Source organism: Aquimarina agarilytica ZC1, from assembly GCF_000255455.1.
In the GTDB taxonomy this organism is placed as follows: Bacteria; Bacteroidota; Bacteroidia; order Flavobacteriales; family Flavobacteriaceae; genus Aquimarina; species Aquimarina agarilytica.
Genome location: NZ_JH621255.1, coordinates 60,527 through 83,829 on the forward strand (window position 1 = coordinate 60,527; position 23,303 = coordinate 83,829).

General features: G+C 33.0%; 18 protein-coding genes, 2 tRNA genes and 1 pseudogene. 16 read left to right on the top strand and 5 right to left on the bottom strand.

Annotated features, from left to right (window positions below):
• The first annotated feature begins 310 nt into the window (after positions 1-310).
• The 3 genes from mutS (at position 311) to KQA_RS0207470 (ending at position 3,186) form a co-directional block, all read left to right on the top strand.
• A complete protein-coding gene (gene mutS / locus KQA_RS0207460; protein ID WP_040396195.1) occupies positions 311-2,908 on the top strand; it encodes a DNA mismatch repair protein MutS in 2,598 nt (865 codons plus the stop codon).
• A 97-nt stretch (positions 2,909-3,005) separates the two neighbouring features.
• A tRNA-Gly gene (locus KQA_RS0207465) sits at positions 3,006-3,077 on the top strand.
• Between the two features lie 25 nt (positions 3,078-3,102).
• Positions 3,103-3,186 (top strand) — tRNA-Leu (locus KQA_RS0207470).
• Positions 3,187-3,341: 155 nt separating this feature from the next.
• Here the strand turns inward: KQA_RS0207470 and KQA_RS19885 are convergent.
• Positions 3,342-3,491 (bottom strand): annotated as a pseudogene (locus KQA_RS19885) (transposase); the annotation flags it as partial.
• 130 nt (positions 3,492-3,621) lie between these two features.
• On the opposite strand from KQA_RS19885, the gene KQA_RS0207475 reads away from it, so the two are divergent.
• The 8 genes from KQA_RS0207475 (at position 3,622) to KQA_RS18695 (ending at position 10,035) form a co-directional block, all read left to right on the top strand.
• Entirely contained in the window at positions 3,622-4,539 is a 918-nt protein-coding gene (locus tag KQA_RS0207475; RefSeq protein ID WP_010179668.1) for a hypothetical protein, read from the top strand.
• A 501-nt stretch (positions 4,540-5,040) separates the two neighbouring features.
• A complete protein-coding gene (locus KQA_RS0207480) occupies positions 5,041-5,334 on the top strand; it encodes a type II toxin-antitoxin system HigB family toxin (RefSeq protein ID WP_010179670.1) in 294 nt (97 codons plus the stop codon).
• 2 nt (positions 5,335-5,336) lie between these two features.
• Positions 5,337-5,693 (top strand): helix-turn-helix domain-containing protein, encoded by a 357-nt coding sequence (locus tag KQA_RS0207485; RefSeq protein ID WP_010179673.1) that lies wholly within the window; start codon positions 5,337-5,339, stop codon positions 5,691-5,693.
• A 319-nt stretch (positions 5,694-6,012) separates the two neighbouring features.
• Positions 6,013-7,140 (top strand): Fic family protein, encoded by a 1,128-nt coding sequence (locus tag KQA_RS0207490; protein ID WP_010179675.1) that lies wholly within the window; start codon positions 6,013-6,015, stop codon positions 7,138-7,140.
• A 373-nt stretch (positions 7,141-7,513) separates the two neighbouring features.
• Positions 7,514-7,732, top strand: a complete 219-nt coding sequence (locus tag KQA_RS0207500; RefSeq protein WP_010179679.1) for a hypothetical protein — start codon at positions 7,514-7,516, stop codon at positions 7,730-7,732.
• Positions 7,732-8,034: a type II toxin-antitoxin system RelE/ParE family toxin gene (locus KQA_RS0207505; RefSeq protein WP_010179681.1), complete on the top strand. Its 303-nt coding sequence runs from the start codon at positions 7,732-7,734 to the stop codon at positions 8,032-8,034. The genes KQA_RS0207500 and KQA_RS0207505 overlap by 1 nt, the downstream gene beginning before the upstream one ends.
• Positions 8,035-8,247: 213 nt before the next feature.
• Positions 8,248-8,538, top strand: a complete 291-nt coding sequence (locus KQA_RS0207510; RefSeq protein WP_010179683.1) for a hypothetical protein — start codon at positions 8,248-8,250, stop codon at positions 8,536-8,538.
• A gap of 207 nt (positions 8,539-8,745) precedes the next feature.
• Positions 8,746-10,035: a DEAD/DEAH box helicase gene (locus tag KQA_RS18695; protein ID WP_010179685.1), complete on the top strand. Its 1,290-nt coding sequence runs from the start codon at positions 8,746-8,748 to the stop codon at positions 10,033-10,035.
• Between the two features lie 56 nt (positions 10,036-10,091).
• Here KQA_RS18695 and KQA_RS0207520 read toward each other — a convergent pair whose 3' ends face one another.
• Positions 10,092-10,961: a DUF808 family protein gene (locus KQA_RS0207520; RefSeq protein ID WP_010179687.1), complete on the bottom strand. Its 870-nt coding sequence runs from the start codon at positions 10,959-10,961 to the stop codon at positions 10,092-10,094.
• Between the two features lie 455 nt (positions 10,962-11,416).
• Here KQA_RS0207520 and KQA_RS0207530 point away from each other — a divergent pair, with 455 nt between their 5' ends.
• The 5 genes from KQA_RS0207530 (at position 11,417) to KQA_RS0207555 (ending at position 16,469) form a co-directional block, all read left to right on the top strand.
• A complete protein-coding gene (locus KQA_RS0207530) occupies positions 11,417-12,118 on the top strand; it encodes a T9SS type A sorting domain-containing protein (RefSeq protein WP_010179689.1) in 702 nt (233 codons plus the stop codon).
• Between the two features lie 962 nt (positions 12,119-13,080).
• Positions 13,081-13,776, top strand: a complete 696-nt coding sequence (gene prfH, locus KQA_RS0207540) for a peptide chain release factor H (protein WP_010179691.1) — start codon at positions 13,081-13,083, stop codon at positions 13,774-13,776.
• Positions 13,767-14,294, top strand: coding sequence for a tetratricopeptide repeat protein (locus KQA_RS19525; protein ID WP_010179693.1), 528 nt, complete (start codon positions 13,767-13,769; stop codon positions 14,292-14,294). The genes prfH and KQA_RS19525 overlap by 10 nt, the downstream gene beginning before the upstream one ends.
• A 58-nt stretch (positions 14,295-14,352) precedes the next feature.
• Positions 14,353-15,126, top strand: coding sequence for an XRE family transcriptional regulator (locus KQA_RS0207550; RefSeq protein WP_010179695.1), 774 nt, complete (start codon positions 14,353-14,355; stop codon positions 15,124-15,126).
• On the top strand, positions 15,123-16,469 hold the full coding sequence (locus KQA_RS0207555; RefSeq protein ID WP_010179697.1) for an exonuclease domain-containing protein: 1,347 nt from the start codon (positions 15,123-15,125) through the stop codon (positions 16,467-16,469). The genes KQA_RS0207550 and KQA_RS0207555 overlap by 4 nt, the downstream gene beginning before the upstream one ends.
• Before the next feature lie 114 nt (positions 16,470-16,583).
• Here KQA_RS0207555 and KQA_RS0207560 read toward each other — a convergent pair whose 3' ends face one another.
• The 3 genes from KQA_RS0207560 to KQA_RS0207570 form a co-directional block, all read right to left on the bottom strand.
• Positions 16,584-18,314 carry an alkaline phosphatase gene (locus KQA_RS0207560; protein WP_040396200.1) on the bottom strand — a complete coding sequence of 577 codons (1,731 nt, stop codon included), beginning with the start codon at positions 18,312-18,314 and terminating at the stop codon, positions 16,584-16,586.
• Positions 18,315-18,517: 203 nt separating this feature from the next.
• Complete coding sequence (locus KQA_RS0207565; protein ID WP_010179701.1) at positions 18,518-20,110, bottom strand: RagB/SusD family nutrient uptake outer membrane protein; 1,593 nt, start codon at positions 20,108-20,110, stop codon at positions 18,518-18,520.
• A gap of 27 nt (positions 20,111-20,137) precedes the next feature.
• Complete coding sequence (locus KQA_RS0207570) at positions 20,138-23,212, bottom strand: SusC/RagA family TonB-linked outer membrane protein (RefSeq protein WP_010179703.1); 3,075 nt, start codon at positions 23,210-23,212, stop codon at positions 20,138-20,140.
• Between the last annotated feature and the right edge of the window lie 91 nt (positions 23,213-23,303).

The window sequence follows — 23,303 nt, forward strand, 5'->3', positions numbered from 1 at the left end:
ATTAGTTTTTTGCTTAGGGATAGCCCAATTTCATATTAATTTTTAATCATTTTTTATAAACAGACCTTGCTTTTGATACTAAAATAAACGCCAAATCTCCCTAAACTTCAACCTTCGACCCTTTACCTTCACCCCAATAACCAACAACTCACAACTGTCAACTAAAAACATGTGAATAAATCCTAATAAATCATTTACAGCATATGAAGGTCACGTGAAGAGAATCCGTATTTTAGCACATCAATTAAATTACCCCAATCCTGTGTGTGCAAAAAAAGCGACTTCAAAAGAAAAAAAAGTAACTCCTTTAATGAAGCAATACAATGCTATTAAGGCAAAATACCCTAAAGCATTATTATTATTTAGAGTAGGTGATTTTTATGAAACTTTTGGCGAAGATGCTGTAATTACAGCCAACATATTAAATATTATTTTAACCAAACGTGGCGCAGGATCGGAATCCGAAACTGCGCTCGCAGGCTTTCCACATCATTCGTTAAACACGTATTTACCAAAATTGGTAAAAGCAGGACAGCGTGTCGCTATTTGTGATCAACTGGAAGACCCCAAGCAAACAAAAACTATTGTAAAACGTGGAGTTACAGAATTGATTACTCCTGGGGTTTCTTTAAATGACGAAGTTTTACAAAGTAAAAACAATAACTTTTTAGCGGCGGTTCACTATGGCGGAAAACAATTAGGAATCGCTTTTTTGGATATTTCCACTGGTGAATATTTAACCGCGCAAGGAGACCAAGACACTATTGATAAGTTGCTGCAAAACTTCACGCCAAGTGAACTACTAGTTTCCAAACAAAAAAAGAATACGTTTACCGAAAACTTTGGTCCCGACTACCTCACCTTTTATTTGGAAGATTGGGTTTGGAAGGATGATTATGCACAAGAAACCCTGTACACTCATTTTAACACCAAATCCCTTAAAGGCTTTGGTATTGACCACCTAAATCATGGCATTATTGCTTCCGGAGCTATTTTACATTATGTAAAGGAGACCCAACATCACAAATTACAGCACATCAATAAAATCCAACGTATAGCCGAAGATGATTTTATTTGGATGGATCGTTTTACCATTCGCAATTTAGAGCTTTACACCCCAAATGCCATTGGAGCGGTTACCCTACTTGATGTTATTGACAAAACTAGTTCTGCCATGGGAGGGCGTATGTTAAAGCGTTGGTTATCGCTCCCGCTTAAAAACAAGGAACGTATTGAAACACGTCATGAAGTGGTTGACTTTTTTATTCAAAATACGGATATTCACCATAAAATAGGTGCTCAAATTGCTCTAATTGGCGATCTAGAACGTTTAGTTTCCAAGGTAGCCACGGCTAAAATAAGTCCGCGAGAAGTTAATCAGCTCATGCACTCCTTAGATGCCATTGCTCCTATCAAAAAAATAGCCGAAGCCAGTACCCAAGATGCCGTTAAAAAAATTGGGGATGCCTTACATGATTGTCAATTGTTAAGACAAAAAATTAAAGAAACCCTTTGCGAAGAAGCGCCTGTAAATATTTTAAAAGGAAAAACAATTGCCGATGGTGTCCATACCGAATTGGATGAATTACGCGGTTTAGCCTTTTCTGGAAAAGATTATTTGAACAACATGCTGGATCGGGAATCCGAAGCCACAGGAATTCCTTCATTAAAAATAGCCTCAAATAATGTATTCGGTTATTATATTGAAGTTAGAAATACACACAAAGACAAAGTCCCAGAGCATTGGATTCGAAAACAAACTTTAGTAAGTGCGGAGCGCTACATTACCGAAGAACTTAAAGAATATGAAACTAAAATTTTAGGTGCCGAAGAAAAAATTCTTATCCTTGAGCAACAACTTTTTGGTGATTTAGTGACTTGGATGCATGAATACATTCAAATTATTCAAAATAACGCCATGCTCATTGGACAACTTGATTGTTTAAGTGGTTTTGCAGACTTAGCGCTACAACAAAATTATACTCGCCCTACTTTTATAGATGGAGGCGCCTTAAAAATCACCAATGGTCGCCATCCTGTTATTGAAAAACAACTTCCTCCGGGAGAAGCCTATATTGCTAATGATGTCTACTTAGACAATCATGAGCAGCAAATTATAATGATTACAGGGCCTAACATGAGTGGTAAATCCGCTATTTTACGTCAGACAGCCTTAATTGTACTACTTGCTCAAATAGGTTGTTTTGTCCCTGCCGAGGCTGTTGAAATGGATATCGTTGATAAAATTTTTACGCGTGTAGGTGCCAGCGATAACATATCCATGGGCGAATCTACTTTTATGGTTGAAATGAACGAAACGGCAAGTATTCTAAATAACCTTTCGGATCGCAGTCTTATTCTACTCGATGAAATAGGTCGTGGAACCAGTACTTACGATGGTATATCCATTGCCTGGGCCATTAGTGAATACTTACACGAGCATCCTTGCAAACCAAAAACATTGTTTGCTACGCATTATCACGAATTAAATGATATGTGCGATACTTTTGATCGTATTAAAAATTACAATGTTGCTGTTAAGGAAACGAAAGATAATGTCCTATTTTTACGAAAATTAACTCCTGGTGGAAGTCAACACAGCTTTGGTATCCATGTAGCTAAAATGGCGGGAATGCCGCAACATGTAGTTAAAAAAGCACAAAAAATGCTTAAGCAACTGGAAAAATCACATAAAAGCGAAGACATATCCGACACCTTAAAGCAATCACAGGAAGAGGAAATGCAATTGAGCTTTTTTAATTTAGACGACCCTTTATTGGAAGAAATAAAAAATGAAATTATAGATATAGACATTAATACGCTTACTCCGGTAGAAGCCTTAATGAAGTTAAATGAAATAAAACGCATGTTAATACCCTCAAAACAAATTGCTTCGAAAAACAATTAAAAAAAATCATATTTTTTTTCAAAAAAAGGCTTTGAAAACCAAATAAAGGTTGTAGATTTGCACCCGCAAGTAACACACTTGTACGTTCATTTAAAACGCGAAAGTAGCTCAGGGGTAGAGCATCACCTTGCCAAGGTGGGGGTCGCGGGTTCAAATCCCGTCTTTCGCTCTGACACTTTTTATGATATAACCACGCTCGGGTGGTGGAATTGGTAGACACGTTGGACTTAAAATCCAATGAACATTAGTTCGTACGGGTTCAAGTCCCGTCCCGAGTACAAAGCCTTCTTAATCTTATGATTTTGAAGGCTTTTTGGTTTAAATAAGTTACTTAGATCAATTTTAATAATTTTACAACAGACACAATGTATAAGAAAATATAGGTTTTTGTGGTTTAATCGGATCAAGTAATATTATTGGGGAGCAGCAAAAATTAAGCATATAATTTAGTTAACCTGTAGAGGAAGAATTTTACATCTCTTACGCCTCTAAATTGATTTCTAAATTCCTTTATTTTAGCATTGAAAGATTCAGCTGAAGCATTTGTACTTCTGTTATTAAAATAGTTCAATATATTTTCATATTGGTTTTATTCATTTAGTGTATTCCCAAATAGTTTGTGATTTACTTAAAATAATATAGATTAGCTTTTTATATAAAAGTATATAGACAATGGTCTATATAGATTATTTGCTATAAGTTTGACAAACTGTATGGACAGAAAAAAAATCAATAAAATATATCAAGAAGATTTAGATTCATTTCCTAATTTCGAAACCTATATTCATGAATTGAAAACGTTGAATAAATCTGATTTTTCACAATTAACAGAAAGAGATGTTTACGATAAATATTTTGATTTTGCTAAAATACTTCCAACATCATTTGGTATGCTTGATACAGAAAAATTTAACTCACATAAGTTTTATCGAGTAAGACTCAAAAAAGATATTGGAGATAAAGAAGATATAACATTAAAACAAACTTTTTCTTTCCCTCCAACTTCTATATTGAAAAAAAATGGACGTGCAAATCTAAAATATAAAAGTGTATTTTACTGCTCTAACAATCCAAACGGGGCAATAATAGAAAGCAAACCTGAGATTGGAGATGAAGGCTATTTAAGTGTTTGGAAAGGAATGTCAAAAAGAAGTATTAAAGCTGGAATTTGTCTACCAAATGACTTGCCAGAAGAAAATGTTTGGAATTTAATGGCTAAAGATTCATTTGAGTATATACGTGAGACTTTACCAAAAGAGACAAAAGATAAATTCAAACATTTCGAAAGCTTATATAGTTTTATTGCAAATAGATTTATTACCGAAACAAAACCTTATCCGCTAACTGCAATGATTAGCAATGAGTTACTTTATGGAGAATTATGGAGAGATTTCATTATTTACCCAAGTGTATTAGCACGAACTAAAATATGTAATATGGCTTTTCATCCAAACTCGGTTAATGAAAATCTAATTTTGGAAAAAATTATAAAATTTAAAATTGTTGATAAGAAAGATAAACAATTTAAATTTCAATTAGGCAAAGTTGGTCATTATGAGAACACAAAGTTAATTTGGAAAAATAGAACTGAATCAGAAAACGAGCTTTTTGAACGCGAAAAAAACGTGTAGCCAATAAAGCAAACAGCTCACTCCACAGTCGAGTAGGTAAAGAGAAATTTCATCCCTAAACCTCTCACAGAACCCTACGTGATAGTCTCCCATCATACGGCTCTTATTATGCAGCCAATTCAACTAAGTTAAATGATACCCTAGTGACCAATGGTAAAATAGATTTGGAAAACCCTTTCTACATTGTCTCAACCATTTTACCGATCTCACACGGCTATTATTGTGGCGTTTAAACTTTTTCATAACCCATTTTAGTAGGCGATGATGTAAATAGTAAAAAATTAGTTTTAGTGAATTATAACACACTCAAGCACTCTGCATTTCATAACAAAACCAACTCCCCTAAATATAAATCTTCCTTAAATCAACTTATATTAACTTAAAAAATCTAAAAGCGGAGGTTTTTAGACAAACTGCCGTTACCAACAAGCATTACAAAATAACAAGTTACCAAATTGGTAATTATTTATTATATTTGCCATTGTAAAGACAACTAATATTTTGAGGGTAATAGCAAAAAGAACTTTACGAGATTTTTGGAGTAATAATCCTGATAGCGAACAACAACTATTAGCTTGGTATCGAGAAGCTACAAAAGCTAATTGGGAAAGCCCGAATGAAATCAAAACTAACTATGCTTCAGCAAGTATTCTTAAAAATAGTAGGGTTGTATTTAATATTTGTGGTAACAAATACAGACTAATAACAGATATTAATTTCCCTAGAAAATGGGTATTCATAAGATTTATTGGAACACATAAAGAATATGACAAAATTGATGCTAATACAATATAATTATGGAGATTAAAGCTATAAAAACAGAAATTGATTACGAGAACGCTCTTGGTAGACTTGAAAACATTTTTCACGCTGATATTGACTCTACAGAAGGAGATGAAGCAGAGATTTTATCAATCTTAATAGAAAAATATGAAGAAGAGCACTACCCTATCGGAATGCCAGACCCCATAGAAGCTATAAAATTTAGGATGGAGCAAATGGGGCTTAAACAAAAAGATTTGGCTGAAATAATAGGTTTTAAGAGTAGAGTTAGCGAAATACTAAATAAAAAAAGAAAATTGACACTTGATATGATACGTAAATTAAGCGCTAGCTTAAATATACCAACGGAAGTATTGATACAAGAATATTAAATTACCAATTGGCAGTCGAGTAGGTAAAGGGAAATTTCATCCCTAAACTTCTTACAGAACCCTACGTGATAGTCTCACATCATACGACTCTCATTATGCAGCTAATTCAACTAAGTTAAATGATACCATAGTGACCAATGGTAAAGCCTTACTTCCTCATATCTGGAAATCACAGCCTTTGGGACATTCTTTATTTTAATGAACTATATTACCATTCAAGAAAAAAAACTCGTTTGCAGAGAATAAAAACAATATTCGAAACAATATTTGCGGAGATAATTTTTAATGCGGAGAATAATCCTTACTTTCGCTGCATATTATGCGGAGAATAAACAAGGTTTACATACACGAAAAAGATAATTGGACAAATTTCACTTGGAATGAAAAGTTAGTTTCCAAAGAATTAGCTGAAACAAGAAACTTACAAGGTCGCTTGTTAGGAAAAATGGAATCCCTTGGTTTTGATCTACAAGATGAAGCTGTTTTAAATACAATAACATTAGAAATTGTTAAATCTTCTGAAATAGAAGGAGAAATTTTAGATTTAGAACAAGTTCGCTCATCAGTAGCAAGACGATTAGGTATAGAATTAGCTGGAGCTATAGAATCAGAAAGACATATCGACGGAATTGTAGAAATGATGCTTGATGCAACACAACGCTATGATTTACCATTAACAAAAAATAGATTATTTGGGTGGCATTCTTCATTATTCCCAACAGGATGGAGTAATATGTATAAAATTACAGTTGCAGATTGGAGAAAAGATACCACAGGACCTATGCAGGTTGTTTCTGGAGCAATGGGTAAGGAAAAAGTACATTTCGAAGCTCCTAAATCCGACAGAATAGATTCAGAAATAGAAAATTTAATTAACTGGATAGAATTAGAAAACGATTTAGATCCAGTATTAAAATCAGCAATTGTACACCTATGGTTTATTACAATTCACCCTTTTGAAGATGGAAATGGGAGAATTACAAGAGCTATCACAGAATTATTACTTGCCCGCTCTGATAATAGTGCTAAGCGTTTTTATAGTATGTCATCTCAAATACGAATTGAAAGAAAACAATATTATCAGATTTTAGAAAAAACTCAAAAAGGAAATTCTGAAATCACCGACTGGATTCTCTGGTTTTTAGAATGCTTAAAAAACTCATTTAAATCAACTTCTGAATTATTATCAAGAATATTATTGAAAGCAGAGTTTTGGAAAGTAAATTCTAAAACTATTATAAATAAACGTCAACAAAAAATGTTAAATAAACTACTTGATGGTTTTAACGGGAAACTAACTACATCTAAATGGGGTAAAATATGTAAATGTTCTCAAGATACTGCACTAAGAGATATTCAAGACCTTATTAACAAAGAAATATTATTAAAAGAAAAAAGTGGAGGAAGAAGCACTAACTATGAACTAAAAATGTCAGTAACCAGTTAAGAAGAATGCAACTCTCACACCACCAAGCCTGCCTGTCGCATACTTTACCTCAGTCATTGGGTCACTCCAATCAACCTTGCCACTTACTATACTTGGGAGCCTTACTTCATCGTATCTGGGCCTTTCTCCCTTTAGGACATTCTGTAAAAGAACTATATTATCATTCAAGGCAGAGACAATATTTAAGAAAATATAGGTTGTTGGCATAAGCAAAAAATAAAATTAACATATTTATATTTAACTAATTAATAAACAAAAATATTAGTACTTATCACCCAACTTATGCTTTTTACACGAATCGTTGTGCTTCATACATACTCAAGCGAACGGATAAAAACTCTTTTCGTATATTTGATAAGTTAACACAATAAGTATGGATATTCAATCAACAAAAATAGAATTAATAAAGACTATCTTAGCTATAGAAAATAGTGATTTTATTCAAAAAGTAGCTGACTTTGTCAATACTGAAAAAGTTGATTTTTGGAATGAATTAAGTACTTCTGAAAAAAATGAAATCAAAGAAGGGATTGATGAGCTTGAAAGTGGAAAAAGAGTTTCTTTTGATTCATTCTTGAAAAAGATTTCTTAATGAAAGTATTCTTATCCGAATTAGCAGAAAGAAAACTTCTAAAATTATCCGAATATTTATTAGAAAAATGGAATTTAAAAACACGTGATAAATTTATTGAAAAACTAACGGAAAAAATCGAACAGATTTCTCTTCAACCAGAGAGTTCTCCCCAATCGTCGGAATTTAAAGGACTATATAAATGTGTCGTAACAAAACAAACTACTTTTTATTATAGAGTTTCGACAGAATCAGATGAAATTGAAATAATTACAATTTTTGACACAAGACAAAATCCTGATAAACTAAATCAGGATATTTAACTCGAAAAATGCGCGAAAGCACAATCAAATAGATCGCTCTCACCATAATTGAGTAGAACACGTCCCTCACACAAGCAAACCTAGGGGTCCCATACTTGGTAAGCTAACTTTACTTAAGTCATCAGCTAATCCGAAACGGAATTTAAACAAAAGATCCATCAACTAATTTATCACTATTAAGCAAAATTTAAAAACCTATTTAAATCCTGAATTATGAATAATTTTTACGGATTAATATTTGATAAAATCTCAAAAGAATCTCTATCCATAAAATTTAAACAAATTGGTTGGCATGTTAGAAAAAGTGGATTCAACAGCTATGAAATCACATCTGAATGGGCCGAACTGAATATTGAAGGAGAAAGTGAAATACTATTAAATGGAGAAGTTGAATTAAAGCACTTTGATAAATTAGAAAAGTTAATCATATCCTTTAATTTAAAATATTCACTTGAGCTATATGATAACGAAAATCAACTTATAAAACGATTTCCGATCAAGTAACTACTCTCCCCATAATTTAAGACCGTGCTCCTCTCACACCACAAAAAGTGTGTGTGTGTGTGTGTGTGTTGCATACTTGACGGTTCGTCAATGATGTTTACTTTTCTGAAAGTATATTTCTAAACCAATAAAGTATTTTATTGAAGAGAAAATACTTATTCGATTCTTATTCTTTAGAACCTACTTATCTTTACATAAAAATATTTTATGGCCTCTCCTTTTGCAGACTTAGGAATTATAGCACCTATAGAAAAAGCATTAAAAAGCTTAGATATCAGCACACCCACTGATATTCAAAAAAAAGCAATTCCTACTTTGTTAACTACAAAAAAAGATGTGGTGGGCTTAGCCAAAACAGGATCGGGAAAAACAATCGCCTTTGGATTACCATTATTACAGTTAATAGATAAGACAAACCCAACAATTCAAGCTGTTATTTTAGTGCCTACAAGAGAATTAGGACAGCAAATTCATGTCAATTTAGAAAGCTTTGCAACACAAATTCCTGAAATAAAAATAACTACCATTTGCGGAGGAACACCTATAAAACCTCAAATAAAAGCACTTACCGAACCTACACAGATTGTTGTAGCAACTCCAGGTCGTTTGATTGATCTTATAAAACGAGAAGCTATCAATATTAAACATACTAATTTTTTAGTATTGGATGAAGCAGATGAAATGGTGAAATCACTAGGAGAAGGACTTGATAAAATCGTAAAAGAACTCCCTAATTACAGGCGAACAATTTTATTTTCGGCAACTATGCCTGGTCCTATAAAACAGTTGATTCAAAATTATATGTCTAAGGATCCTATACAGATTGAAGCCCATATGGAAACCATAGGACATCAAGGCATTACTCACGAATACGTTGTGGTAGAACCTATTGAAAAATTGAATGTATTAATGCATTTTCTTACTAATCGATTGGGAGAAAGAGGGATTATTTTCTGTAAAACAAAAGCTGCTGTTAATAAATTAGCTAAAAATTTAGCTATTAATAAATTTTCATCAGGCTCCTTACACGGAAGTTTGTCGCAACCAATTCGCGATCGCATTATGGGGCAATTTCGAGAAGGTCATATCGATATTTTAGTCGCAACAGATGTAGCTGCTCGTGGGTTAGATGTTAAAGAAATTAGCTATGTAGTCAATTACCATTTGCCAGATGCCTATGAGACTTATGTACACCGAAGTGGCCGTACAGCTCGCGCAGGGTTAAAAGGATATGCACTTACGGTATTGCAACAAGAAGAAGCTTTTGAGATTGCCGAATTTGAGGAAGAATTAGGAATTAAATTCCAATCTTATGAAAAAGCAACTAGTGAAACCTTAGAGGAAAACAACACATTATTGTGGGCTAAAAAAGTATTTAAAACAAAACCTAATCGAGAACTATCTAATGATTTAAAAGAAAAAGTACACACGGTTTTTCATCATTTAACAAAAGAAGAATTGATTGATAAATTGATGGCTTTTGAACAGTTGAGATAAGTTTTAGCATAAAAAAACCGAGGCTAATCCATTTTTAGACTCGGTTTTTATTGATACTATTTTGATTTTTTAAACAAAAGCTTACCGAAAGACACTAACAACAGCATTAAAATCCCTCCCAATAGTCCAAGGGCAATTTCTATTACAATTGATGGTATGTTTTCACTATGAAAAAGATCCGGAAAACTATGGCTAAAAATCCCTCCTGCCACAGTTATTAAAGCCGCAGTACCTACTATTGATAGTCCTTTAATTACATATGGCAAGCTACTTACTAAAAAACGCCCTACTTTATCGGAAAGTTTATTATCCCCTTCTTGCATATTAATTAGGCTTGCTCCAAATTCATCCATTCTAATTATTAAAGCAACAATACCATACACTCCAACTGTTGCAATCAATGAAACAGTACTAACCACTAATATTCGAGTTAGTAAAGGCTGATCTAATACCGTACCCAGAGCAATAATTATAATTTCTATTGAAAGAATGAAATCTGTAAAAATTGCCGACTTAATTTTTTGTTTTTCATTGGGTTGCTTTAAAGGATCAGAAGCTGTAGCTTTTAACTCTTGTAGCTCATTTTTTTTGGAATGAAATAAATACTCGTAAATTTTTTCCACACCTTCATAAGCTAAATACAATCCCCCAAGAACCAGAATAATTTTGATTGCGATTGGAAAAAAAGCACTTAAAAGAAAGGCAATGGGTAATATGATGATTTTATTTAATAAAGAGCCTTTGGATATAGCCCAAAGTACAGGTAACTCTCTACTTGAGGCAAAACCTGAAGCTTTTTCCGCATTAACGGCTAAGTCATCTCCTAAAATACCCGCAGTCTTTTTAGTCGCAATTTTACTCATTGCGGAGATATCATCTAATAAGACTACTACATCATCTAATATTGCAAAAAAACCTGAAGCCATATGTTATTTTTTTTCAAAAATACTTTTTTCAAATGAAAGGTTTAAGTTTCAAACACTTTTTCCATTATTTATTGATTATAATCTACCTTTTTAAAAAGAATAATTAATGATAAAGATTTAATGCCGCTAGGATTAAAACCTTCTAAAAATTTCAAAAACATCTTAAATAAATACTATGAAAAACAAATGGATGGTTTTTGTAAGAAAGATATTATTAAGAGTGTTCGAGATTGATAGTATCCAAAATGTTGTGGAATCAAAATATAGAAGATCTTAACTTTTAAAGTTTAACCCATTTTTTTAGTCAAAGTCCTATTCAAAAACTTCATTAGAACACCAACAAAAACTAAATAATTGACTTCTAAAATTAACAAACACTTAAACAAAATAGACAACTAATAATCAATTCTTTAAAGAAAAACTTATCATATATTTGAATCTCAACTACAATAGTTATGAAATATTATATATTATTTACTTTTGCTTTAACATCAATAAATTTTTTTTCACAAGAATCAAGTAATGATTTATTTCAAAAATGGTATTTACACTCGCTGTATTTTGAAAACCCAGAGCACTTTATTGTTTCCGAAATATCCCCTTCAGTAGCTCCTTCATTACTAATCATGGATAATTTGGATTTTTCTGGAGCAGGTTCTTGTAATACATTTGAAGGAAAATTTAACTTTACAAACTCTGGTAATTCATTAGAAACAAATCAATTTTTAAGCACTAACACTAATTGTGAATTTGAAATTCATAATCGTTTAGAAAGTGTATATTTTGATCTTCTACAATCATTAAACATTGATTACAAAATAACAAATGAAAATGATCACTTGGTTTTAGAAATGAGTAATGCCGTTTTTGTAACTGCCATTTTTAAGAATAAAATTGAAAGACTAAGTCTACCTAATTTTGAATCCGATTTAAATCAGATTAAGATTTACGCTACAAAAGATAAATCGAGTATCATCATAGAATCTGAAAAAGTTTCTATTTCAAGAGCTGAAATCTATAATATTAATGGGCAAAATTTTAAAATTATAGAAGATATGCTTGAAAATAATTATATTATCGATTTACCTAAAGGCTTTTATTTAATTAAACTTTTCTCTTCAAAAGGTAACATTACTAAAAAGATTCTGATACCTTAAAAACATACAGAATGAAACAGTTTATCAGTCTTTTTATTAAATTCCGAAGCTTATTTTTATTTGCCAAAACCCAAATAGTCAAGAATAACCAAAACAAAATTTTGAAAAAAGCAATAAAATCACCCATATTTGCATCACAATCACAAACCAAAAAACAAATTTTAGCCTATGATTTTATTTTACTCACATAAAAGAGACGCTCAAAAGGCTGTTTACAAATCAAAAAGTTAGGTGTAAAAACGAATAATTGATATAATAAAAAGAGCGTCTAATGAATTAGACGCTCTTTTTATGTTATTTTTCAATGTTTACATACATCAAATACAAAATTGTTTGAAACACAATTCTAAGCCCATCAACAGCTTACATAGTAAGTGACTATCCGTGGAAAACGGACTAGGCTTCTACTGCCTTATTTTAGCAATAACACACTGTAAATCAACAAAATATTTATTTAAATTACTTGTGTATTAAAAAAACACATTACATATTTGCATCGCAATACTGCACAAAACAATTTTAAAAACGAAGTACATGTTAAATTATCAATTAAACATAAATACACATACAGGATTAGGTTCTTTTGTGTTTTTGCTTCGAGACTTCTTTCATAAATAATTTCCTTTATTATACATGAAAAGTCCGAAGCCCCAAAGTTTCGGATTTTTTTATGCCTTTTCCAGAATTAAATCTTTCCGAAGCTATTTATAGAAAATTGACAGCCAAACATACTATGTGCTGTTAAAATAATAATGCATTCATTTTATGACAAATCACTGTACTAAAATGACAAGGAAGAACTATGTCTAGTGTTAAAAAACAACAAGACTATTTTTCTTGATGCACAACAATTCCAATATAATGGGAAAGAAATTAAGCGGAAAAGACCTAATAAAAATAGGCTTTCCAAAAAACAATAGTATCAACATAGCCTTAGGGCAAATTAATAGATACAGATAAAAATGGAAACAAAAATTATACAAATATCAGCGGGTAGCGGACCTAAAGAATGTGAATGGGTAGTTGCTAAAGTACTTAAAGCTTTTATTTATGAGCTTAAGCAAAATGGTTTTTTGCATACAATTATATTAAAAATAAATGGAACTGAAAATGGTACGATACAATCTGTAACATTAAAAATAGAGGGTAAATACTTATCCTCTTTTTTAAAAGAGTGGCTGGGTACTATTCAATGGGTAGGCACATCCACTTTTCGCAAACATCACAAACGCAAAAACTGGTTTATCGGATTGTTTGAAATTCAACAAAATCAGCAATTGATTAGTAATCAAAAAGAGACTAAATTTCAAGCAATTCGAAGTTCGGGTCCTGGAGGGCAACACGTAAACAAGGTAAGTTCTGCCATTAGAGCCTTGCATATTCCTACCGGATTACAAGTTGTGGCCATGGACAGCAGGTCACAACATCAAAATAAAAAAATAGCCATACAGCGTTTACATCAAAAAATAGCCGATTATAATTTAAAACAAGTAAAAGAAAACACTAAAAATCAATGGATAAATCATTTAAACATTGAACGTGGCAACCCAATTCGAATATTTAAAGGCTCGGATTTTAAAATTAAAAAAGAAACTAAAGCGTATACATCTAAACGACAAGTACTCAAAAACGATTTAAAAAAACAATTATGGGATTAACATTAGCAGACACATACTACTTAAAAGCTAAGGGAGCCACTAATGGTTTTAGTTCCGATTGGGAGGAAGTTTGTGAAGCCTTAAATTACGCCCTATCCTACGATAAAAATCATTGTGCTTCGCTTTGCCTTTTAGGAACAATTTATGCCGAACATTTTCGAGACTACGAAAAAGCTTTTGATTATTTTGATCAAGTGATTGCCATCGATATCAATTATTTAGAAGTCTATTACGCCTATGCTAAATATTTAATTTGGGCAGATAAAATTGGACGAACTCAAAAATTAATTGACTTTGCCTTTGGCTTAAAAGGAATTGGGAAAGCAGAAATGTACTGGCTATCGGCTTATGCATTGGAAACTAAAGGTCATTATAAAATCGCATTACAGTTACTCAAAAAAGCAAAAATTGAAAGTTATAATGAAAACTACACCTATTTTTTAAAAGATGAGGTAACCCGAGTAAGACAAAAAATAAAACTCACTACCCCAAAATCAAAAAAGCCTAAAAAGAAATAAGCTTTGTCAAACAAAATTACTATAATAAAAAGCATTAATTACTTATATTTGTAGCAATATGAATTTTATTGCTACAAATATAAAACATTTAAGGAGTTTAAAAAAGCTTTCGCAAGAAGCTTTAGCTTCGGCTTTAAACGTACCTAGATCACGTATTGGATCGTATGAAGAAAACCGCTCGGCACCTTCTATTGAAATGTTATTGGATTTTTCTGATTATTTTAAACTACCTGTAGATATCCTACTTCGCAATGATTTGAGAAAAGCTAACGATGCCTCATTCATTGAACTGGGAAATCAACGTGTACTTTTCCCCATTGTTGTTGATGACGCTAATGAAAATTTAATCGAAATAGTCCCTATCAAAGCTTCGGCAGGCTATCTTAACGGGTATGATGACCCAGAATATATTGAACAATTACAGAATATAAAATTACCCTTTCTGCCCACAGGCAAACACAGGGCATTCCCTATTAAAGGAGATTCCATGTTACCCATGAAAGATGGCGCTTTTGTTATAGGAAAATTTATCGAAGACCTAAATGAAGTCAGCAATGGAAAAACCTATGTGCTACTAACACTTAACGATGGTATGGTGTACAAAAGAGTCTATAATCAAATTGAAAAAAATGGCACATTAAAACTAGTTTCGGACAACACAGCTTACGAAGCTTATGAAGTTCCCATCAACGAAGTTATTGAATTATGGGAATTTACATGCAGCATTAATACGCAAGAATATAGTGAAGAAGAACTTAAAATAAGTAGTATTATCACCATGTTTAATCAGTTGGGTGTAGAATTAAAATTACTAGAAAAACATTTAAAATGATGTATACTATTATTGATGTTGAAACTACTGGTAAATCCAATCGCATCACAGAAATTTCTATTTTCAAATATAATGGCACAAAGGTAATTGATGAATTTACATCAGTGGTAAACCCAGAAATTGAAATTCCCGACTACATCACCTCCTTAACTGGTATTGATTATGCTATGGTTGCCAATGCTCCTACTTTTAAAGAGATATCCAAACAAGTTTTAGCCATTACTACCGACGCTATTTTTGTAGCGCACAATGTAAACTTTGATTTTAATGTCATTCGAGGAGAATTTAATCGATTAAAAATTCCTTTCAGAAGAAAAAAATTATGTACCGTACGTTTATCCCGAAAGTTACTTCCGGGACATAAATCCTATAGTTTAGGCAAACTTTGCACTGCACTTGATATCGCATTAGTGGACAGACACAGGGCACGCGGCGATGCCGAAGCTACTGTAAGCCTTTTTCAACTTTTGCAACAACAAAAAGATGCAGCTGCTACTTTTGAGAAATTTTTAAAAGCAACAAGTCGACAAGCGACCTTACCTGCTCATTTACCCGATGAGGTTTTTGATACCATTCCAGAGGCAGCTGGCATCTATTATTTTAGAAATAAAAAAGGAACAATCATTTATGTAGGAAAGGCTAAAAATTTAAAAAAACGTGTGCTCAGTCATTTTTATGATAAAAAACAAAAGGAATTAGATTTATGCCGTGAAACTACTCATATTGACACTGAACTTTCTGGAAGTGAATTAGTCGCTTTGCTTATGGAAGATGCGGCCATAAAAAAACATTTTCCTCAGTATAATGTCGCTTCCAAAAGGAATCCAAAATCCTATGGTATTTTTACCTACACCGATCGAAATGGAGTAATCCATTTTGCTACAAATGTACTTAAACTTTGCCCAGACTATTTACAGGTATTTTACAATCAGCGTGATGCTATTTTATATCTAGAAAAAATATGTGTAGCCTTTGAACTTTGTCCTAAATACTGCAACCTCCAGCAACTAAATTTACATTGTAACCATTACAAAATTGATACTTGTAAGGGAATTTGCAGGCAAACCGAAAGTGTGGCTCTTTATAACTCAAGAGTTCGCTTAGCCATTTCACAAATTAAAGCTACTGCCAAAAATAATGTAATAAAAAAACCTGGCAGATCAACAGATGAAGAAGCTTTTGTTTTAATTAAAAATGGGATATACCAAGGTTATGGTTTTATTACAAAAGAAGAACAACTAACTAATGAAGAGCAACTCGAATCCTACTTGATCAGAGAAAAGGATTCTATTGATGTGCAATGCATATTAAAAAAAGAACTGATCGCTACTTATTCATCCTAATTAAAATCTGCCTTTCCATAATTAATGAAATACAATAGAAAAGGTCTAATTTACCAAGACAATGTATTTTAAAATTATATTGCCAAATTAGACCTTTTTTAGGCAGTTTAATATTTATTTAGAAGTCACATCCACCTCTAAACATTCTAATATTTTGTAAAAAATATCCGTATTATCATATACTCCAGAAAAAATAGTTGACTTAGGTCCATAAGCAAATAAAGGAACCATAGCTGCTGTATGATCATGCGAAGTAAAATCTCCTTCGATTTTATGCTGATTGATATTACCGCCAGAAATACTTAAACCTGCGGTTTCATGATCTGCTGTTATAATAACTAACGTATCGTCATTTTCATCAGCAAACTTTATAGCTTCCGTAATAGCTCTATCAAAATCAATGGCTTCGGCTACTACTCCTTCAATGTTATTTTCATGACCACAAGAATCTATTTGCGCAGCTTCAACCATTAAAAAGAATGATTTTTTCTTTGACTTTAAAAAAGATAATCCTGCTTTTGTTGTTTCTGCTAATAAATTCCCTCTTCCTTTAACTACCGACAGGGGTTTTTCATCACCTATAAACCATCCCACTCTGCCATCTTTTATTTTTTCAATATCCTTTGCATTAGAGACCAATTTGAATTGTTCATTAACTGCTGTATTTTTAAATTCAGCTGCTCCTCCTCCAACAAAAAAATCCAAACTACTTTTAGATAAATCTTTTGCAATTCCACTAGTTTGAGATCGATCTATTTGTTTGGCATAAAATGATGCCGGTGTGGCACCCGTAATTTTATCTGTTGTTATAATCCCCGTTGAAAAATCGGCTTGAGATAAGGTTTCCACTATGGATTGTAGTGGTTTTCCTTTAACATCTGTACCAATAGCTCGATTGTTTGTTTTTTTACCTGTAGCAATAGCTGTTCCAGCTGCAGCAGAATCGGTAATTAAATCATCGGCAGAATTTGTTGTTACTAAACCTAAACTTTGTAATTGGGTTAATGTTAAGCTCCCATTATTTGCCACTGCAGCAGATGATATTTGAGATAAACCCGTACCATCACCAATCATTAATATAACATTCTTTACACGTTTGCGCTTTTTATCGCTTTTAAAAGTTGGTCTATATACTTCCGATTGTAATTGAGGAATAGTCACCCTACTATTGTACGTTTTTATATATGATACACACTCAAAAGGCATATCGGTATTAATAATATCTACACCTAAATCCATAAATGTTCGCCAGGCTGTTTTTGAATCTGGCGTAGCCCAAAACCGAAAAGGTTTATTGATTTTCTTCACTTTTTCTAGGACATCGGTCACCATTTTATAATCATTATGTGTCAACCTTCCTTTACCATTCCAATTCGAATAATTTTCAAAACTAGTACTTATCATAGCTACTTTTTTTAAATCATTCGTTGCCAAACTTTCCAACAACTCTTGATGATCAAAGTGAATAAACCCCGGGTAACTGTTATAAGTTTGATGTTTAGGTCTATTGCCCGAAATGACAATTTTAATTTGAGAATGTGTTATAATTTCGGGATACATTTGTAGCACATCAATTATTTCATCTAGTGTAGCTAATGCTTCTGATTTCACATCAATCATTAAAATTAAATTTTCAATAGGTGTAATTTCATTGGCTATTATTGATCGTAATGGATCTAAATACAATGATTCTAAAGTAGCTTTTTCATTAATTTCATTTATAGTATGGGCTACATAAAGTGTGTTTTTCTGAAAAAAAACATCAACTTCATACACGTTAACATCACTAGAAAAGGCTTTCCAAAACGGAACCTTTTGTAGGTAATCATTGTGAGATTGTATCATTGGTAGAGGGGTATTTTGAGCTATTCCTAAAAAAGAAATGAAATAAATTAGGGTAACTATTTTATATAGTTTATATGTGGACATATGCTGTTATTGTTAGTCAGTCTTCTGCAAATAAATGGTTGTTAGGATTGATTTGGTATAAAAAGAGGGACTTGCTAAGTAGCCCCTCTCATTAAAAAATAATTAAAAATCAGAATTGTTTAGTAACCTTTGTTTTGCGAAATGCCCGATGATTGAACCGCTGCATTTGGTATGGGCCATACATGATTCACTTTTGGATCAAAGTTTCTGGATGGCCAAATTTCTTCAATACTAAATGACGAATCTGGATTACCTCGGTCTACATGAATTCTTCCATGTAAAGCTGCTGCATATACCTTTTGAGCATCACCCCAACGTACCAAATCAAAATGACGATTCGCAAATTCTCCTGCCAATTCCACTCTACGCTCATGCTTTAAATGATCCATTGTCGCATTTATAATTGGAGTTAAACCTGCTCTATCCCTCACCATATTTAAGGGTGCGTCTCCATTTTGACCTTGCATGATTAATGCTTCTGCTTTTATCAATAGTACTTCTGCATATCGTAAAAGAGGCACGTTGTAAGCCGTAGAAGGGTTATTACCGTTGGCACTTACCAATGTCCCAATCGGGTTAGCATCTTTAAATTCATACATATACTTGTTAAATTGAAAACCAGATAATGAGTTTTCCGATTGATACTTTCTTTTTTCACCAAAATATTCAAATTCATCCCCAAATTTTAGTACCGTAACCTCTCGCCTTTTATCTTCCTCATCAAACGCATCATACAATTCCGCTGTTGGCTGAAAGTACCCCCAACCATTAAATGATCCCCAACCTTTGTTTTCCAACATTACACCTGTTAAAATACTTCCGTCTTCGGCACTTGAGTTCACCGACCATATATATTCACTTCCCCAATCGTTTAACGCACTGTGAAGTAATCTAAAATCCATAGCTGGATTATCCGTATCAATTAAAGCTCTGCCCGAACCAGAATTAGTCACTGCATCGGCATAAGTAACCGCATCGGCATATTTTGAAGCATCATATTGTGCCCAATATAAAGCCGTTTTTGCTAAATAAGCGAGTGCGGCATCCTTGTGCGCTCTCCCATAATCTCCTTCGGTATAATCCGTAAACAAAGGTAAAAGCGCCGCTGCATTTTTTAAATCTTCTGTAATCTGTGCATAATTTTCCACAACACTTTCTGGGCGCTTAAAACTGCCTGCTGGTGCATTCATATTTTGAACAGTAATAATTGGAATTCCACCATTTGTTCCATTATCCCCATACATATGTGCTAGCCAAAAATAGCTAAAGCCCCTCATAAAATAAGCTTCGCCTAATACTCGATCTTTTATACCTTGACTGATATCCATTTCTGGCACATTTGCTAAAATAAAATTAGCCCTGCGGATTACCTTATACGTATCCCCGTACATATTTTTAAACGAACCTTCATCACCAGTCATATTAAAGTTTTTAGCATTATCAACATCTGCTCTAATCCTTCCTGTTACCATATCGTCAGACGCGTTTAAATACCAAAAGAAACCACGCCCAAACATGTTTTGCTCTTTCATTTCTTTATACAAACTATTAGATGCTTGTATTACATCATCTTCGGACTGCCAAAAACTTTCCAAAGAAACATTTCCAACTGGGTCTAGATTTGTAAACTCGTCCGAACATGAGGTAAATATTAAAGTGGTCAAGGCTGCAAAAAAAGAGACCTTTCCTATTTTTATAATTGTATTTTTCATCTTATTTAATATTTAAGAGTGTCTATTTTAAAATGATAATGATAAACCTGTTGTTATAGTTCTCGATAATGGGAATCGGGCTACATCTAATCCAAAACCTCCTACCTCAGGATCAATTCCGGAGTAATCAGTAATTGTAAATACATTTTCTGCTGATACAAAAAGTCGCAGCGAAGCGCCTTTGAAAACACTACTCATTGCCTGCTCTGGTATACTATAACCTAGTGTTATATTTTTTAATCGCAAATAGGAAGCATCTTCTAAATACCAACTTGAATTGGTTCCAAAATTGCTATTGTTATCTTTTGTAGAAATTCGAGGAATATCCGTATTCGTATTTTCTGACGTCCAAGCATTCAATACTCTATTGTCTAAATTATATCCTTGTAAAGAAGCGTTATAGGTAGCATATTTATATCCATTAAATACTTTTGATCCACTTACTCCTTGAAAAAGCATATTTAAATCAAATCCTTTGTAGTCTAAATTTACTCCAAAACTATAGGTAAAATCTGGTTGGTAACTCCCCAAATATTGTCTATCATCGGGACTTATTTTACCATCACCATTAGTATCTGTGAATTTAAAATCACCTGGCACGGCATTTGGCTGAATTAAGTTTCCGTCTAAACTATGTGCATCTATTTCTGCTTGATTTTGAAAAATCCCTTCATAAGGAACTAAAAAATAAGAAAATAATTCCTCTCCTATTTTTGATCTAAAAGGCCTTAACACTTGACGCACCGATGTATCGTCTGTTTGAGGCACATCAAAAACCTCTGTATCACCTGCTAAGCTCACTAACTCATTTTGTAATAATGAAAAGATATTGGCATTTATTTTAAAACCAAGATCACCAATAGTATTCTTGTAGGTAGCACTTAATTCAACACCCCTGTTTAAAACTTCACCAGCATTTACTAAACTAGGACCAATCCCTTTAGTGGCATCTGGATCACCAGGAAAAAGCATATCAACTGTTCTTTTTTCAAAATAATCTGCGGTAAATGATAAGGAATTATTAAGTATTGCAGTATCCAAACCAACATTGATCGATTTAGATCGTTCCCATGTTAAATTAGGATTGGATTCCGATAATTCAAAAATTGAACGATTTCCAAAACCGCCATTTGCTCCTATTACTTCATCATCACTTCCCAAAGGAACATCAAAACTATAGGATGATACCGAGTTGATATTTCCTTTTTCACCATACGATGCTCTTATTTTTAAGTCATTAATAAAATTGGTATTAAAAAAACTTTCGTTAGAAATTTTCCAAGCTACTGTTCCCGAAAAGAAATCATCTTTTTGGTTTTTAACACTTAATCTTGATGATTCATCTTGTCTGTAACTACCACTCACATAATAGCGATTGTCATAATTATACATCAATCTAGTAATTATAGACCTCAACCTCCTTTGATATACTCTTGAACTAGGATTTCTAATCACAGTAGCATTTCCTAAAAATTGATTAAAAGGAGCCTCACTACTAAAACCTTCCCCTCGTTGAGATAAGGATTCAAATGATACATTTTGAGCAGAATGAATCGCTGTGGCATTTAAATTATGATTTCCAAACGACTTTACATAGGCGATTTGATTATCCCATACCCAAGTATCATCCACGGCATTAGTTTGTGTAAGTGAGTTCACTAAATTGGTTCTTCCTAATTCCCTTCTAATAAGCACAAAACGTTTTGTTCTGTTATTGGTAAATGCATATGAAAAATTTGTTCTGAAATTTAAACCTTCTAAAATTTCATAATTTAAAAATGCTCCTGCATTTAAGTAAGTTGAAGGTCTATTATCAGTTGGTGCCAACAATAACGCTAATGGGTTAAACACATCCCCATATGCCCCTGCAAATTGAGAAAGATTAAATGGCACTACTCCATGAAAATCTCCATTTTCGTCACGAGTTGGTGCTGCCGATGGCATATAAATTCCATTTATTATTGTTCCCGAATACCCACTTGATGTATCTGCACCAACAGCATTACTTTGAGAAAAATAAACATTTTCACCAATGGTTAGTTTATTTGTAATATCAAAATCAGATTTTACTCTAAATGTATAGCGTTCAAAGCCGGTCCCTTGCAACACCCCCTCGGTGTTATTATAGCTAAAAGAAGTAAAATAATTTGAATACTCTCCTGCTCCACTTACACTCGCATTTACATTGGTTGTAGGAGCGTTTCTAAAAATTTCTTTAATCCAATCGGTACGGGTAACTTGCCCCCAAGGATTTTGTTCGGGGTCATGAGCTGATTGTAGCGGATCACCTCCATTACCTGCTGCTAAATTATATACCGCTGCTTGTTGTTCTGCAGTCAAGGCCGTAGGTAAATTAATCGCATTTTTATATCCAGTATAGGTGTCGATAGCAACTCTAGGCTTCCCTTTTTTTCCTTTTTTAGTTTCGATCAAAATTACACCTCCACTACCTAGGGCTCCATAAATAGCTGTAGAAGCGGCATCTTTTAAAACAGAGGCGGAGGCAATATCATTGGGATTAATTGCGGGCCCATAATAGGGCACTCCATCAACTATAGTTAATACACTTTCCGAGCTTGAGTTTACCGAACTTAAACCACGTATAACAACCTTAGCTGGGCTTGTCGGATCACCTCCATTTTGTAGCACCGTTACACCTGGTGTATTCCCTTGTAAAAAATCCGTAAAATTAGTTACGGGTCTGCTCACTAAAGTTGCGATATTTTCAACCGGAGCAATCGCCGAAGTTAAATCTCCTTTTTTAGCTGTACCATATCCAATAAGCACCACTTCTTCCAAAGCACTTAAATCTGTATTCAGGTTAATTTCTAAAACCTGATTTCCTGTATATGAAACTTCTTTAGTTTTAAATCCTAATGATGAAACAACAAGTATTCCATTTTTCTCATTCAATTCAATTGAAAAGTTACCATCAAAATCTGAGGCCACACCAATATCTGGTTGACCCTTGGAGTAAATAGCGGCAGATGGAATTGGGGTATTATCATCTGCCGATTTTACCGTACCTCTTACTGTTATTTGAGCAAAGGCACTATATATGCTTCCTAAAGCAATTATTAAAAAAAAGCAATGTTTTTTCATGTAAACAAATAGTTTTGGTTTAGTCCAAATGTATTCTTAGACTTTTTTTAGAAGGGGTAGAATTGTTTCAATTAGGGGTGTTTTTATATCA

Bases quoted from the DNA above. Each gene is read 5' to 3' on its own strand.
- prfH (WP_010179691.1), top strand. From the start codon at position 13,081: ATGGAAACAAAAATTATACAAATATCAGCGGGTAGCGGACCTAAAGAA.
- KQA_RS0207475 (WP_010179668.1), top strand. From the start codon at position 3,622: ATGGACAGAAAAAAAATCAATAAAATATATCAAGAAGATTTAGATTCA.
- KQA_RS0207500 (WP_010179679.1), top strand. From the start codon at position 7,514: ATGGATATTCAATCAACAAAAATAGAATTAATAAAGACTATCTTAGCT.
- mutS (WP_040396195.1), top strand. From the start codon at position 311: ATGAAGCAATACAATGCTATTAAGGCAAAATACCCTAAAGCATTATTA.
- KQA_RS0207570 (WP_010179703.1), bottom strand. From the start codon at position 23,212: ATGAAAAAACATTGCTTTTTTTTAATAATTGCTTTAGGAAGCATATAT.
- KQA_RS0207485 (WP_010179673.1), top strand. From the start codon at position 5,337: ATGGAGATTAAAGCTATAAAAACAGAAATTGATTACGAGAACGCTCTT.
- KQA_RS0207555 (WP_010179697.1), top strand. From the start codon at position 15,123: ATGATGTATACTATTATTGATGTTGAAACTACTGGTAAATCCAATCGC.
- KQA_RS0207510 (WP_010179683.1), top strand. From the start codon at position 8,248: ATGAATAATTTTTACGGATTAATATTTGATAAAATCTCAAAAGAATCT.
- KQA_RS0207550 (WP_010179695.1), top strand. From the start codon at position 14,353: ATGAATTTTATTGCTACAAATATAAAACATTTAAGGAGTTTAAAAAAG.
- KQA_RS0207505 (WP_010179681.1), top strand. From the start codon at position 7,732: ATGAAAGTATTCTTATCCGAATTAGCAGAAAGAAAACTTCTAAAATTA.
- KQA_RS0207530 (WP_010179689.1), top strand. From the start codon at position 11,417: ATGAAATATTATATATTATTTACTTTTGCTTTAACATCAATAAATTTT.
- KQA_RS18695 (WP_010179685.1), top strand. From the start codon at position 8,746: ATGGCCTCTCCTTTTGCAGACTTAGGAATTATAGCACCTATAGAAAAA.
- KQA_RS0207565 (WP_010179701.1), bottom strand. From the start codon at position 20,110: ATGAAAAATACAATTATAAAAATAGGAAAGGTCTCTTTTTTTGCAGCC.
- KQA_RS0207520 (WP_010179687.1), bottom strand. From the start codon at position 10,961: ATGGCTTCAGGTTTTTTTGCAATATTAGATGATGTAGTAGTCTTATTA.
- KQA_RS0207490 (WP_010179675.1), top strand. From the start codon at position 6,013: ATGCGGAGAATAAACAAGGTTTACATACACGAAAAAGATAATTGGACA.
- KQA_RS0207560 (WP_040396200.1), bottom strand. From the start codon at position 18,314: ATGATACAATCTCACAATGATTACCTACAAAAGGTTCCGTTTTGGAAA.
- KQA_RS19525 (WP_010179693.1), top strand. From the start codon at position 13,767: ATGGGATTAACATTAGCAGACACATACTACTTAAAAGCTAAGGGAGCC.